Source organism: Nocardia rhamnosiphila NBRC 108938 (assembly GCF_000720425.1).
In the GTDB taxonomy this organism is placed as follows: domain Bacteria; phylum Actinomycetota; class Actinomycetes; order Mycobacteriales; family Mycobacteriaceae; genus Nocardia; species Nocardia rhamnosiphila.
Map to the genome: position 1 here is coordinate 110,592 of NZ_JOAJ01000006.1, position 13,456 is coordinate 124,047.

Here is a 13,456-nt window from a genome sequence, read left to right on the forward strand (position 1 = left end):
ATCAGAAGTAACCCTCTCGTTTGCGGTCTTCCATGGCGGCTTCGGAGACCCGGTCGTCGCCACGGGTCGCGCCGCGTTCGGTCAGCCGGGAGGCGGCGACCTCGGCCAGGATGGCCTCGTTGTCGGCGGCGTCGGACAGGATGGCCCCGGTGGTGGAACCGTCGCCGACGGTCCGGTACCGCACCGAACGGGTCTCGAGTGCCTCGCCGTCGCGCGGACCACCCCAGACACCGGGGGTCATCCACATACCGTCGCGCTGGTACACCGGCCGCTGGTGTGCGTAGTAGATGGTGGCCAGGTCCACGTCCTCGCGGGCGATGTAGCGCCAGATATCGAGTTCGGTCCAGTTCGACAGCGGGAACACGCGAACGTGTTCGCCCGGAGCGTGCCGGCCGTTGTACAGGTTCCACAGCTCGGGTCGCTGGCGTTTGGGATCCCACTGGCCGAAGGCGTTGCGCAGCGAGAAGATCCGCTCCTTGGCGCGGGAGCGCTCCTCATCGCGGCGACCACCGCCGAAGACCGCGTCGAAGCGGTTCTCGGTGATGGCGTCCAGCAGCGGTACGGTCTGCAGCGGGTTGCGGATACCGTCCGGGCGTTCGGCGAGCCGGCCGTCGGCGAGATAGTCCTCCACGCTCGCCACGTGCAGGCGCAGGCCGTACTTCTCGACCACATGGTCGCGGAACTCGAGCACCTCGGGCAAGTTGTGCCCGGTGTCCACGTGCAGCAGCGCGAACGGCAGCGGCGCCGGCCAGAAGGCCTTCAGTGCCAGATGCAGCAGGACGGTGGAGTCCTTACCGCCGGAGAACAGGATGACCGGGCGTTCGAATTCGCCCGCGACCTCACGGAAGATATGGATTGCTTCCGATTCCAGCGCGGCGAGAGTGTCGAAATCGGAGAGGCCGACGGAACGTTCGGTGGTGATGGCTTCGGTCATGAGGCGTGTAACCCGCATTCAGTCTTGGCGAGGCCGGCCCAGCGGCCGCTTCGCGGATCGGAACCCGGCTCCGGCTTCCGCGTGCACGGAGCGCAGCCGATGGACGGATATCCCTCCTCCACCAGGGGATTGACGAGAATCGAATGCTTTTCGATGTAGTCCTGCATCTCCTCGTCGGACCAGGGGGCGATCGGGTTGATCTTCACCAGCCCGAAGCCCTCGTCGAAGGAGATGAGCGGGGCGTTGGCCCGGGTGGGCGCCTCGACCCGGCGGATGCCGGTGACCCACGCGTTGTAGGGCGCCAGCGAATTGCGCAGCGGCACCACCTTGCGCAGCCGGCAGCATTCGTTGGCGTCGCGGGCGAACAGATCCTTGCCCAGCAGCGCGTCCTGTTCGGCGACCGTCTGCTCGGGGCGGGCGTTGACCACGTTCACCCCGTACACCGCCTCCACGGCGTCCCGGGTGCCGATGGTCTCGGCGAAGTGGTAGCCGGTGTCCAGGAACAGGACGTCAACACCCGGCCGGACCTGGGCGGCCAACTGCACCAGCACCCCGTCCTGCATATTCGAGGCGACGATATAGCCGCTGCCGAAGTTCTCGTCGGTCCAGCGCAGCAGCTCGTCGGCCGTGGCGTCCGGGCCGAGTTCGGCGGCACCGCGCTCGGCCAGCGCCCGGAGTTCATCGGCGCTCAGTTTGGTGGGCAGCTGTTTCTGCTCAGTGGTCACAGTGGGTTCTCCCGTCACAACGCTCGCGGGTTTCATCGCAGATCGGCTTCCTCGGCGCGAACGGCCCACTGCGCGAACCGTTCCCCGCCGTCGCGGTGTTTGACGAAATTGCGGACCACACGCTCGATGTAGTCACCGAGTTCGGCGCTGGTCACCTTGTGCTGGCGCAGTTTGCGTCCGAAGGCGCTGTCCAGGCCGAGGCTGCCACCCAGATGAACCTGGAAGCCCTCCACCTGATTCCCGGCGCCGTCGTCGACCAGCTGGCCCTTGAAACCGATATCGGCGATCTGCGACCGGCCGCAGGAGTTCGGGCAGCCGTTGATATTGATGGTGATCGGGACGTCGAGTTCGGCGTTGATATCGGCCAGCCGCTGTTCCAGCTCCGGCGCCAGCACCTGGGAGCGTTTGCGGGTCTCGACGAAGGACAGTTTGCAGAATTCGATCCCGCTGCAGGCCAGCAGGTTGCGCCGCCAGGCCGAGGGACGCGCCTGCAAGCCCAGCGGTTCCAGCTCGGCGATCAGCTGATCGACCTTGTCGTCGGCCACATCGAGCACAATGAGCTTCTGGTAGGGCGTGAACCGGATCCGGTCCGACCCGGCGCGCTCGACCGCGTCGGAGACCGCGGTGAGGACGCTGCCCGAGACCCGTCCGGCAATGGGGGAGAAGCCGACCGCGTTGAGTCCGTTGCGCAGCCGCTGCACGCCGACGTGGTCGATGGGGCGGCTGGGCTGCTCCGGCGCCGGGCCGTCGATCAGCTTGCGCTTCAGGTACTCGTCCTCGAGCACCTGGCGGAACTTCTCGATACCCCAGTCCTTGATCAGGAATTTCAGTCGCGCCTTGGTGCGCAGCCGGCGATACCCGTAGTCGCGGAACAGCGAGACGACTGCCTCCCAGACCTCCGGCACCTCGTCCAGCGGAACCCAGGCGCCCACCCGCTGGGCCAGCATGGGGTTGGTGGACAGTCCACCACCGACCCAGAGGTCCAGACCGGGCCCGTGCTCGGGATGCTCGACGCCGATGAACGCGACGTCGTTGATCTCGTGCACCACGTCCTGCTGACCGGAGATAGCGGTCTTGAACTTGCGCGGCAGGTTGGAGTATTCCTTCTTGCCGATGTAGCGGCGCACGATCTCCTCGACCGCGGGCGTGGTGTCGAGAACCTCGTTCAGTGATTCCCCGGCCAGCGGTGAGCCGAGCACCACGCGCGGGCAGTCGCCGCAGGCCTCGGTGGTCTGCAGGCCCACACTCTCGATCCGCCGCCAGATCTCCGGGACGTTCTCGATCTCGATCCAGTGGTACTGGAGGTTCTCACGGTCGGAGAGGTCGGCGGTATCGCGGGCGAACTCGGTGGAGATACCGCCGAGGGTGCGCAGCTGCGCGACGTTCAGCGCGCCACCGTCGCAGCGGATCCGCATCATGAAGTACTTGGCTTCGATCAGGTCGGTGTTCTCGTCGCCTGTCCAGGTGCCGTCGTAACCCTGCTCGCGCTGGGTGTAGAGACCCCACCAGCGGAAACGGCCGCGCAGATCGCCCTTGTCGATACTGTCGAAACCGTTCTTCGAGTAGATGTTCTCGATCCGGGTGCGGACGTTGAGCGGGTTGTCGTCCTTCTTGGACTGCTCGTTGGGATTGAGCGGTTCGCGATAGCCGAGCGCCCACTGGCCCTCGGCGCGGCGGCGCACCGGTTTGCCGGTACGGGCGCGGGTGGGCCGCTCGGCGGGGGCCTCGGGCTTCGCGGTGGGATCGGCGTCGGTGCTCGACGTCATGAAGTGGCTCCTGCTTGTGGTCGTACATCCGGGCTGAAGGCGCGAGGGACTGGCTCGCGCCCGCGGTGTCAGCGGGCCGAAATCCTCGAAGGGGAATCGCCGGAAATCCGGAGAGGGCGCAGCTGAGCTACCGGGCGGAACCGGGCAGACAACAGGCGCTGCAGACGCGCTTGTAGTCGACGTGGCGACGTGCCACAAGTCGTACTCCGAATGCGCGCATGCGACCTATTGTGCCATGCCGGACCCCGCGTTCCGACCGCCCTACCAGTATTTCCCGCGAACAAGCGGGAAATTCCCTGGTTCCGCGAGTCTATTTGTGACGGCCGTCATATTTTCTCTGGTGGGGTATCCGGGGATGCGTCCCATGGGCTGGGCGGGGTTGACCTCGAGTTCGCTCGAGGTTGCAGGCTTCGGGTCATGACGATCGACACCGCGCATACCGGTCACCATCCCGCCGATACCGATTCCGAGATCGCCGCCCTCCACGCCGTGGTCGCCGCCGTGGCGCGCGCCCAGCGCGACGAGGACGTCGACGGCTTCACCCGGCTCTTCCGCGACGACGCGATCTGGACCACCGGCCACGGCGCGCGGCTCTACGGGCGGGCGGCCGTCGCCGAGTTCACCGCCCGGGTGCTGCCCGGGGCGACCGCGCACGGCCACGCCACCTATGAAGTCGAACACATCCTGTTCCTGCGGCCCGATGTGGCCGCGGTGAAGGTGCGGCAGCGCTACTTCACCACCGCGGGCGACCTCGACAGCGAAGGCACCCCGATGTACGTCATGACCAAGGAGGACGGCCACTGGCTTCTCACCGCGAACCAGAACACCCCGATCGTCGAGGACTGATCCGCGCCCGGTCACACTGGAGGGGTGAGTACCGCCGCCACCACCACCTCGCACACCGACGCCTCCGCTCCGGTGCTGCGTGGATTCGGCGGCGGTCCCTTCGGGATCTACGTGCACGTACCGTTCTGCGCGACCCGCTGCGGATACTGCGATTTCAACACCTACACCGCCGGTGAACTGGGCACTTCGGCGTCCACGAAGTCCTGGTCGGAGGGGCTGCGCGCGGAACTGGCGACCGCCGCCCGGGAGTTCGCCGCGCTGCCCACCGCGACGCCCCCGGTGGCGACGGTGTTCGTGGGCGGCGGCACCCCCTCGCTGCTCGGTGGAGACGGGCTCGCGGCCGTGCTCGACGCGATCCGCGCGGAATTCGACCTCGCCCCGGACGCCGAGGTCACCACCGAATCGAATCCGGAATCGACTTCGCCGGCGTTCTTCGACAAGATCCGGGCGGCCGGGTTCACCCGTGTCTCGCTCGGGATGCAATCGGCGGCCCCGCATGTGCTGGCCGTGCTCGACCGCACCCATACGCCCGGCCGGGCGGTCGCCGCCGCCCGGGAGGCACGAGCGGCCGGCTTCGACCACGTGAACCTCGACCTCATCTACGGCACTCCGGGCGAACGCGACAGCGACCTGGACGCCAGCCTGGACGCGGTACTGGACGCCGGGGTCGACCACGTGTCGGCGTATTCGCTCATCGTCGAAGACGGGACCGCCCTGGCCCGCCGGGTGCGCCGCGGCGAACTGCCCGCACCCGACGAAGACGTGCTGGCCACCCGCTACGAGCGGATCGACGCACGACTCGAAGCCGCCGGCCTCACCTGGTATGAGGTCTCGAACTGGGCTTCCGGCGACGCCGCACGCTGCCGGCACAACCTCGGTTACTGGGACGGCGGCGACTGGCTCGGCGCCGGACCGGGCGCACACAGCCACCTCGGCGGCGTGCGCTGGTGGAATGTGAAGCATCCGGCCCGCTACGCCGACCGCGTCGCCCACGGTGGTCTGCCCGCCGCCGACTGGGAGGACCTCACCGCCGCCGACCGGTACCTCGAACGCGTCATGCTCGCCCTGCGCCTGCGCACCGGGCTGCCGCTGGCCGATCTCGACGCGGACGGGAACGCCGCCGCCCGGCGCATCGCGGGCGACGGGCTGGTCACCATCGTGGACGACCGGCTGATCCTCACCGACCGCGGGCGATTGCTGGCCGACGGGGTGGTCCGGGGTCTGGTCGGCTGAGCGCCGTTCGGGACGGATCATCGACCGGACGGTCGGCTGCCTGCTGTGTATCTTGTTCGAGCACCCGCGACGCAGACTTGCGTTCGGTGACGAGCACCGGGTGAATCCGTCGGGCGCAATTACACTGGGTGACGAACCCAGCGGTATGTGAGCCGGGTTCACAGGTAGCGGTGCGCCGGGCGACCACCTCGACGCGCAGCGGAGCTAGGAGGTGGGGTCGATGTCGAGCACCGAGGATCGGCGCTTCGAGGTCCTGCGAGCGATCGTCGCCGACTACGTCTCCACCAAGGAACCCATCGGTTCGAAAACCCTGGTCGAACGGCACAATTTGGGCGTTTCCAGCGCGACGGTGCGCAACGATATGGCGGTCCTGGAAGCCGAGGGTTACATCACCCAGCCCCATACGAGTTCCGGCCGCATCCCCACCGACAAGGGCTACCGTCAGTTCGTGGACCGGATCGCCGAGGTCAAACCGCTGTCGGTCGCCGAACGCAAGGCGATCATGCAGTTCCTCGAATCGGGGGTCGATCTCGACGATGTCCTGCGTCGCGGCGTACGCCTACTCGCTCAGCTGACCCGCCAGGTCGCGGTCGTCCAGTACCCCACCGTTTCCGCGTCCACCGTGCGCCATCTGGAAGTGGTGGCCCTCAATCCCGCGCGATTGCTGCTGGTGGTGATCACCGACACCGGCCGCGTCGACCAGCGCATCGTCGAACTCGGCACCGTGGTCGACGACGAGGATCTCGCCGCGCTGCGCGGCATGCTGGGTGCGGCCATGGACGGCAAACGTCTCGCCGCGGCCTCCGCCGCCGTCGCCGAACTGCCCGAGCAGGCGCCGCCCAAACTCCGTGACGTGCTGATCAAGGTTTCGACGGTCATGGTCGAGACGCTGGTCGAACATCCCGAGGAACGCCTGGTCCTGGGCGGCACCGCCAATCTCACCCGCAATGCCGGCGACTTCGGCATCCACGGCTCCCTGCGTACCGTGCTCGAGGCGCTGGAGGAGCAGGTCGTGGTCCTGAAACTGCTGGCCGCCGCCCAGCAGCCCGGCATGGTGACGGTGCGGATCGGCGAGGAGACCCAGGTCGAGGAGATGCGCGGCACCTCCGTCGTCACCACCGGCTACGGCGCCGCGGGCGCGGTCCTCGGCGGTATGGGAGTCCTGGGCCCGACCCGGATGGACTACCCGGGCACCATCGCCTCGGTGGCGGCGGTCGCCCGCTATATCGGCGAGGTCCTCGCCGAACGGTAGGCCTGTGCTTATTTGCGGCGCCTTCGGCGCCTCGACCCTTTGAGGGCCTCGTAAGGCTCGGCACCGGGTGCCTGCGCAACCGGGGCGCGGCCGGTGGATTTCGACTGCCGGTAGTGCGGGCTTGCCCGCCGCGGAAGGGGGCTTGCGTGGTTCGCTGTTAGGCTCGTGTTCTCCGCCGAGATAAAGTTGAGTCGACCCGACTAAGCTCACGGGCGGGCGGCTCAATCCATCAGGAGCCACGCGGCCGGTCGTGGGAAGCCGGAGCCGTGGACAGCGACCAAGGACTAAGAGAACTCAAGTGGCACGGGACTACTACGGATTGCTCGGTGTAGGCAGGGACGCCTCCGACCAAGAGCTCAAACGCGCGTATCGCAAGCTGGCTCGCGAACTGCATCCCGATGTGAACCCGGACGAAGCGGCGCAGACCCGGTTCAAGGAGGTCTCCGCGGCGTACGAGGTGCTGTCGGATCCGGAGAAGCGCCGCATCGTCGATATGGGCGGTGACCCGCTGGACGCCGGTGGCGGCGCCGGCGGTTTCAGCGGTGCCGGTTTCGGCGGTCTGGGCGATGTGTTCGAGGCGTTCTTCGGCGGGATGAGCGGCGGCGGCGGTACCGGCGCCCGCAAACCGCGTGGACGGGTGCAGCCGGGCGCGGATTCGCTGGTGCGGACCCGGCTGAGCCTGGCCGAATGCGCGGTGGGAGTCACCAAGCATCTGACCGTCGACACCGCGATCCTGTGCGACCTGTGCCAGGGCGCCGGGACCAACGGCAACTCCAGCCCGGTGCGCTGTGAGACCTGCGGCGGCGCCGGTGAAGTGCAGTCGGTGCAGCGATCGTTCCTCGGTCAGGTACTGACCTCGCGTCCGTGCCCGACCTGCCGTGGTGCCGGCGAGACGATCCCGGATCCCTGCCACAAATGCGGCGGCGACGGCCGGGTGCGGGCGCGGCGGGAGATCGCGGCCCCGATTCCGGCCGGGGTGGCCAACGGGATGCGGGTGCGCCTGGCCGCGCAGGGTGAGGTCGGCCCCGGTGGCGGGCATGCCGGCGACCTGTATGTGGAGATCGTGGAACAGCCGCACGATGTGTTCGTTCGCGACGGTGACGACCTGCACTGCACCGTCCGGGTTCCGATGGTGGACGCGGCACTGGGCACCACGGTGGTGATCGACACCATCATGGACGGTCCCACCGAACTGACCATCGGTCCCGGTACCCAGCCCGGGGAGATCTCGGTGCTGCGCGGGCACGGTATGCCGCGGCTGCGTTCCAGTTCCCGCGGTGACCTGATGGCGCACCTGGATATCGTCGTGCCGACCAAGCTGGACAGTAAGCAGACCGATCTGCTGCGCAAGTACAAGGGTTTGCGGGCCAAGGACAAAGCCGAGGTGATGTCGGCGCAGTCCGAGCACAACAGCGGCCTGTTCGCCCGGTTGCGCGCGTCGTTCAGCGGTCGCTGACCTCGATGGCCGCCACGGTCTTCTACCTGGACGAGATCCCGGAACCGGGCGCCGTCGCGGTGCTCGACGGCGCGGAGGGCCGGCACGCGGCCACGGTGCGCCGGATCCGGGCCGGCGAACCCGTCACGCTCTCCGACGGCCGAGGTGTGCTCGCGGATTCGGAAGTCGTCGCCGCGCAGAAGAACCGGCTCGAACTGCTGGTCCGGGACCGTCGCCGCGCCGAGCCGGCGTCGCCGGCGGTCACCGTGGTCCAGGCGTTGCCGAAGTCGGAGCGTTCCGAGCTGGCCGTCGAGCTGATGACCGAGGCCGGTGCGGATGTGATCGTGCCGTGGCAGGCCGCGCGCTGCGTCTCGAACTGGGAGGCCAAAGCGGACAAGGGCGTGGCCAAATGGCGGTCGGCGGCGAAGGCCGCGGCCCGGCAGTCCCGCCGCGCCTACATCCCCGAGGTCACGGCCCTGCACCGGACGCCGGAGGTGGTGGACGCCGTGCGTGCGGCGACGGCACAGGGCGCGGTGGTGGCGGCCCTGCACGAATCGGGCGGGGGTGCCTTCACCGAGCTGCCGTGGCGCACCGCCGCGGCGATCACGCTGATCGTCGGCCCGGAGGGCGGTCTCGACGACGCCGAGCTGACCGCTCTGAGCGCGGCGGGAGCCGAGGTGGTCCGGCTCGGACCCACCGTGCTGCGCACCTCCACGGCTGCCGCGGTGGCGCTCGGGGCGCTGGGGGCGCTCACCACCCGCTGGTGAACAGCCGGTCGTAGCGGTCCGCTACGCCGTGGTCGGCCGGAATTCCACTGGGACGTGTCGGGGCCGGGAGTTAGACTCGTGCCAGCGACAGCATTCGCACCCATCTTTACCAGCGGCGCGTCACCGCAGCTCCGAGACCGGAAAGCAGGCCATAGCGACTACGTGCGATCACAAGGCGATAGCGGCGAGCAGAATCCCTCCGCGGGCGAGAACGGTGCCTCGGGGCCCGCGGCACGCACCGTCCGTTCCAGTATCGAACTCGCACCCGAATCGGTTTTCCCCTTCCTCGGCTCCGCGGACGAAAACCTTCGTGAACTCGAAGATCTGCTCGTCGCGGATATCCATGTGCGCGGCAATGTGGTCACGTTCACCGGTCCGGCGGCCGATGTCGCGCTGGCCGAGCGGGTCGTCGAGCAACTGGTCGCGCTGACCGGCCGCAACCGGGTGATCACTCCCGAAGCGGTGCGGCATACGGTCTCGATGCTCACCGAGGGAAGTTCCGAATCACCCGCCGAGGTGCTCAGCCTGGACATTCTGTCCCGCCGCGGAAAGACGATCCGCCCGAAAACACTGAACCAGAAGCGCTACGTCGACGCGATCGACGAGAGCACGATCGTTTTCGGTATCGGTCCGGCCGGTACCGGTAAGACCTACCTGGCCATGGCCAAGGCGGTGCAGGCGCTGCAGACCAAGCAGGTCAACCGCATCATCCTCACCCGTCCGGCGGTCGAGGCCGGAGAGCGGCTGGGCTTCCTACCGGGCACCCTGAACGAGAAGATCGACCCGTATCTGCGCCCGCTCTACGACGCGTTACACGACATGATGGACCCGGAGGCCATCCCCAAGCTGATGGCGGCCGGCGTGATCGAGGTCGCGCCCCTGGCATATATGCGTGGTCGTACGCTCAATGATTCGTTCATCATTCTGGACGAGGCGCAGAACACGACCGCCGAGCAGATGAAGATGTTCCTCACCCGGCTCGGGTTCGGGTCGAAGATCGTGGTGACCGGTGACGTGACCCAGGTGGACCTGCCGCACGGCGCCCGGTCCGGTCTGCGAGCGGCCACCGAAATCCTCGGCGATATCGAGGACATCCATTTCGCCCTGCTCACCAGCAGTGATGTGGTTCGGCACCGGTTGGTCTCCGATATCGTCGACGCCTACGAGAAGTTCGAGGCCGAGACCCGGCCGCCGGTGGGCCCGCCGCATATGTCGGGTAACCGGGCGCAGCGGCGAGCGGCGGGGCGTACGGCACGGAGGTGACCCGGCCGTGCGCGAGTGCGAATGGGCCCGGCCCGGCCGCACCCATTAGGCTGACCAGGTGAGTATCGAGATCGCCAACGAGTCGGGTATGGAAGTCCCCGAAGAAGACCTGGTGGGCGTCGCCCGGTTCGTGATCGACCGGATGGATGTGCACCCGGCCGCCGAACTGTCCATGGTGCTGGTGGATCTCGACACCATGGCCGACCTGCACATGCGCTGGATGGATCTGCCCGGCCCCACCGACGTGATGTCGTTCCCCATGGACGAACTCGAGCCCGGCGGCCGGCCGGACAGTCCCGAGCCGGGCCCGTCGATGCTGGGCGATATCGTGCTGTGCCCGGAATTCGCCCTGGACCAGGCGGCCAAGGCCGGTCATTCCCTCGATCACGAACTCGCCCTGCTCACGGTGCACGGGGTGCTGCATCTGCTCGGATACGACCATGCGGAACCGGCCGAGGAGAAGGAGATGTTCGCGCTGCAGGGCCGGTTGCTCGAACAGTGGTACGAGGAGTTGCGGGAGGCGCAGCGGCGGGCCGAACTGGCCGCCCGGGATGCCCGCCTGCTGGGCAAGACGGGGTTCGCGGCCCCGGAGGGCGACCGTTCGTGGCCGGGTGACGCGCACGCGTGAACGAGATGACCCTGCTGCTGGTCGCTGTCTTGCTCGCTGCCGTGGGTGGTGTCTTCGCCGCGGTGGACTCGGCCCTGAACACGCTGTCCCCGGCCCGGCTCGACGATATGGCCCGCAGCGACCGCCCCGGCGCGGTGCGGCTGGGCCGGATCGTGGACGACCGGCCCCGCTACGTCAACCTCATGGTGCTGTTGCGCATTCTGTGCGAGATCACCGCGACCGTGCTGCTCGCCGCCGCGCTGAGCAGTTTCCTGGACAGCGGGTGGGCGCTGCTGGTGACCGCGGTGGTGATGGTGCTGGTCTCCTACGTGGTGATCGGGGTGGGGCCGCGCACCCTGGGGCGTCAGCACGCGTACACCATCTCGCTGGCGGCGGGGCTGCCGCTGCAGTTCATCGGCGCCCTGCTGGGCCCGGTGAGCCGGTTGCTGATCCTGCTCGGTAACGCGATCACACCGGGTAAGGGTTTCCGTAACGGCCCGTTCGCCTCGGAGATCGAATTGCGCGAAGTGGTCGATATGGCGCGGGAACGCGGCGTGGTGGCCGACGACGAGCGCCGGATGATCCAGTCGGTATTCGAACTCGGCGATACCGCGGCGCGCGCCGTGATGGTGCCGCGGACCGAGATGGTGTGGATCGAGGCCGATAAATCGGTGGCGCAGGCGATGTCGCTGGCGGTGCGCAGCGGACACTCGCGCATCCCGGTGATCGGGGAGAACGTCGACGATATTCTCGGCGTCGTCTACCTGAAGGATCTGGTGCCCTACGCCGACCGCGGGCGCAGTGTCCGGGTGCGCGAGGTCATGCGGGACGCGGTGTTCATGCCCGATTCCAAACCGCTCGACGATCTGCTCGACGAGATGCAGCGGCGGCGCAACCATATGGCGCTGCTGGTCGACGAGTACGGCGGTATCGCCGGTCTGGTGACCATCGAGGATGTGCTGGAGGAGATCGTCGGGGAGATCGCCGACGAATACGATACCGACGAGACGCCGCCGATCGAGGAGATAGATCCGGGCCGGTTCCGGGTGTCGGCGCGGCTGCCGATCGCCGACCTGGGGGAGCTGTACGGGTTGCCGATCGACGAAGAGGAAGTCGACACCGTGGGCGGGCTGCTCGCGCACGAACTGGGCCGGGTGCCGCTACCGGGCGCCGAGGTCGTCGCGCACGGACTGGAGCTGCGCGGTGAAGGCGGCGCCGACGCGCGCGGGCGGGTCCGGGTGCACACCGTGGTGGTGGGCCGGGCGTCCGAGCACAATACGGAGACCGATCCGGGACCGGCGCGGGAGAACGCGTCCGCCCGGCACGACGAGGGAGCAGCCGATGAGTGAACTGGATGCCGAGGACAACAAGTTGCTGGTGCTCGCCCGGGGCGCGCTCGGTCGCACCGGTGGCGCGGCGGGCGCGGCGATCCGCGATACCGACGGGCGCACCTATGCCGCCGGTGAGGTCGGGTTGCAGGCACTGCGGCTCACCGCGCTGCAGTCCGCGGTCGCGGCCGCGATCTCCAGCGGTGCGCAGGGGTTCGAGGCCGCGGTGGTGATCGGCGGGAAGTTCGCGGACGCCGGGGTGGCCGCGGTCCGCGAGGTGTCCGCCGGAGCGAAGATCATTTTCGCCGACGCCTCGGGTGCGGTGTTCGATATCGCCGAGGGTTACGAGGCCTCCGATGCCTGAACCCACCGAGGGTGAGTTCCGTTCCGGTTTCGTCTGTTTCGTCGGCCGGCCCAATACCGGTAAGTCGACGCTGACCAATGCGCTGGTGGGCGCGAAGATCGCGATCACGAGTTCGCGGCCACAGACCACCCGGCACACCATCCGCGGCATCGTGCACCGCGAACACACCCAGCTGATCCTGGTCGACACTCCCGGGCTGCATCGCCCCCGGACCCTGCTCGGCCAGCGGCTCAACGATCTGGTGCGCGATACCTATTCCGAGGTCGACGTGATCGCGCTGTGCATCCCCGCGGACGAGAAGATCGGTCCGGGGGACCGCTGGATCGTGCAGCAGGTGCGGCAGATGGCGCCGAAGACCACGCTGCTCGGCGTGGTCACCAAGATCGACAAGGTGGGCAAGGACCAGATCGCGCGCCAGCTGATGGCGGTCTCCGAGCTGCTCGGGCCGGAAGCCGATGTGGTGCCGGTGTCGGCCACCAAAGGGGAACAGGTCGAGGTACTGGTCGATGTGATCGCCTCCCGGATGCCGCCGGGCCCGGCGTTCTATCCCGACGGTGAACTCACCGACGAACCCGAGGAAACCCTCATGGCCGAACTCATCAGGGAGGCGGCGCTGGAGGGGGTGCGCGACGAACTGCCGCATTCGCTGGCGGTGGTGATCGAGGAGACCCTGCCGCGCGAGGAGAACGAGGACATGCTCGACGTGCACGCCCTGCTGTACGTGGAGCGGCCGAGCCAGAAGGCGATCATCATCGGCAAGGGGGGCGCCCGGCTCAAAGAGGTCGGGACCAACGCGCGCAAGCAGATCGAGCACATTCTGGGCAGTCGCATCTACCTGCATCTGCATGTGAAGGTCGCCAAGGACTGGCAGCGCGACCCCAAACAGCTCGGCAAACTGGGGTTCTGAGGTCGCTCGGCGTATCGGTCGGAGGCATG

At 68.1% G+C, this 13,456-nt stretch carries 14 protein-coding genes; 10 read left to right on the forward strand and 4 right to left on the reverse strand.

Going from position 1 to position 13,456, the window contains the following annotated elements; genetic code table 11:
* Position 1: 1 nt before the first annotated feature.
* The 4 genes from cysD to IG75_RS40905 all read right to left on the reverse strand — a co-directional run bounded on the left by cysD (position 2) and on the right by IG75_RS40905 (position 3,645).
* Positions 2-934, reverse strand: a complete 933-nt coding sequence (gene cysD / locus IG75_RS0121355; protein WP_030523167.1) for a sulfate adenylyltransferase subunit CysD — start codon at positions 932-934, stop codon at positions 2-4.
* On the reverse strand, positions 931-1,695 hold the full coding sequence (locus IG75_RS0121360) for a phosphoadenylyl-sulfate reductase (RefSeq protein WP_373863751.1): 765 nt from the start codon (positions 1,693-1,695) through the stop codon (positions 931-933). Before IG75_RS0121360 ends, cysD begins: the two co-directional genes overlap by 4 nt.
* The gene (locus IG75_RS0121365) at positions 1,692-3,425 is read right to left on the reverse strand and encodes a nitrite/sulfite reductase (RefSeq protein ID WP_030523165.1); all 1,734 of its coding nucleotides are present in this window, start codon (positions 3,423-3,425) and stop codon (positions 1,692-1,694) included. The genes IG75_RS0121360 and IG75_RS0121365 overlap by 4 nt, the downstream gene beginning before the upstream one ends.
* A 127-nt stretch (positions 3,426-3,552) precedes the next feature.
* The gene (locus tag IG75_RS40905) at positions 3,553-3,645 is read right to left on the reverse strand and encodes an Ms4527A family Cys-rich leader peptide (RefSeq protein ID WP_356956453.1); all 93 of its coding nucleotides are present in this window, start codon (positions 3,643-3,645) and stop codon (positions 3,553-3,555) included.
* 197 nt (positions 3,646-3,842) lie between these two features.
* Between IG75_RS40905 and IG75_RS0121370 the strand changes: the two genes are divergently transcribed.
* The 10 genes from IG75_RS0121370 (at position 3,843) to era (ending at position 13,427) form a co-directional block, all read left to right on the forward strand.
* The gene (locus IG75_RS0121370) at positions 3,843-4,271 is read left to right on the forward strand and encodes an SgcJ/EcaC family oxidoreductase (RefSeq protein ID WP_030523164.1); all 429 of its coding nucleotides are present in this window, start codon (positions 3,843-3,845) and stop codon (positions 4,269-4,271) included.
* A 24-nt stretch (positions 4,272-4,295) separates the two neighbouring features.
* Complete coding sequence (gene hemW, locus IG75_RS0121375) at positions 4,296-5,504, forward strand: radical SAM family heme chaperone HemW (RefSeq protein ID WP_030523163.1); 1,209 nt, start codon at positions 4,296-4,298, stop codon at positions 5,502-5,504.
* 220 nt (positions 5,505-5,724) lie between these two features.
* A complete protein-coding gene (hrcA, locus tag IG75_RS0121380; RefSeq protein ID WP_030523162.1) occupies positions 5,725-6,756 on the forward strand; it encodes a heat-inducible transcriptional repressor HrcA in 1,032 nt (343 codons plus the stop codon).
* 298 nt (positions 6,757-7,054) lie between these two features.
* Positions 7,055-8,212, forward strand: coding sequence for a molecular chaperone DnaJ (dnaJ, locus tag IG75_RS0121385; RefSeq protein WP_030523161.1), 1,158 nt, complete (start codon positions 7,055-7,057; stop codon positions 8,210-8,212).
* A gap of 5 nt (positions 8,213-8,217) precedes the next feature.
* A complete protein-coding gene (locus IG75_RS0121390; RefSeq protein WP_030523160.1) occupies positions 8,218-8,958 on the forward strand; it encodes a 16S rRNA (uracil(1498)-N(3))-methyltransferase in 741 nt (246 codons plus the stop codon).
* A 162-nt stretch (positions 8,959-9,120) separates the two neighbouring features.
* Positions 9,121-10,221 (forward strand): PhoH family protein, encoded by a 1,101-nt coding sequence (locus IG75_RS0121395; RefSeq protein WP_030523159.1) that lies wholly within the window; start codon positions 9,121-9,123, stop codon positions 10,219-10,221.
* A 58-nt stretch (positions 10,222-10,279) separates the two neighbouring features.
* Positions 10,280-10,849 (forward strand): rRNA maturation RNase YbeY, encoded by a 570-nt coding sequence (gene ybeY / locus IG75_RS0121400; RefSeq protein WP_030523158.1) that lies wholly within the window; start codon positions 10,280-10,282, stop codon positions 10,847-10,849.
* Positions 10,846-12,177, forward strand: a complete 1,332-nt coding sequence (locus tag IG75_RS0121405) for a hemolysin family protein (RefSeq protein WP_174561189.1) — start codon at positions 10,846-10,848, stop codon at positions 12,175-12,177. Before ybeY ends, IG75_RS0121405 begins: the two co-directional genes overlap by 4 nt.
* The gene (locus IG75_RS0121410) at positions 12,170-12,520 is read left to right on the forward strand and encodes a hypothetical protein (RefSeq protein WP_030523156.1); all 351 of its coding nucleotides are present in this window, start codon (positions 12,170-12,172) and stop codon (positions 12,518-12,520) included. Before IG75_RS0121405 ends, IG75_RS0121410 begins: the two co-directional genes overlap by 8 nt.
* Positions 12,513-13,427, forward strand: a complete 915-nt coding sequence (gene era / locus IG75_RS0121415; protein WP_030523155.1) for a GTPase Era — start codon at positions 12,513-12,515, stop codon at positions 13,425-13,427. Before IG75_RS0121410 ends, era begins: the two co-directional genes overlap by 8 nt.
* Positions 13,428-13,456: the final 29 nt, after the last annotated feature.

Excerpts from the sequence above, each read along its gene's own strand:
- cysD (WP_030523167.1), bottom strand. The coding sequence starts at position 934 with ATGACCGAAGCCATCACCACCGAACGTTCCGTCGGCCTCTCCGATTTC.
- IG75_RS0121360 (WP_373863751.1), bottom strand. The coding sequence starts at position 1,695 with ATGAAACCCGCGAGCGTTGTGACGGGAGAACCCACTGTGACCACTGAG.
- IG75_RS0121365 (WP_030523165.1), bottom strand. The coding sequence starts at position 3,425 with ATGACGTCGAGCACCGACGCCGATCCCACCGCGAAGCCCGAGGCCCCC.
- IG75_RS40905 (WP_356956453.1), bottom strand. The coding sequence starts at position 3,645 with ATGCGCGCATTCGGAGTACGACTTGTGGCACGTCGCCACGTCGACTAC.
- IG75_RS0121370 (WP_030523164.1), top strand. The coding sequence starts at position 3,843 with ATGACGATCGACACCGCGCATACCGGTCACCATCCCGCCGATACCGAT.
- hrcA (WP_030523162.1), top strand. The coding sequence starts at position 5,725 with ATGTCGAGCACCGAGGATCGGCGCTTCGAGGTCCTGCGAGCGATCGTC.
- IG75_RS0121390 (WP_030523160.1), top strand. The coding sequence starts at position 8,218 with ATGGCCGCCACGGTCTTCTACCTGGACGAGATCCCGGAACCGGGCGCC.
- IG75_RS0121410 (WP_030523156.1), top strand. The coding sequence starts at position 12,170 with ATGAGTGAACTGGATGCCGAGGACAACAAGTTGCTGGTGCTCGCCCGG.
- era (WP_030523155.1), top strand. The coding sequence starts at position 12,513 with ATGCCTGAACCCACCGAGGGTGAGTTCCGTTCCGGTTTCGTCTGTTTC.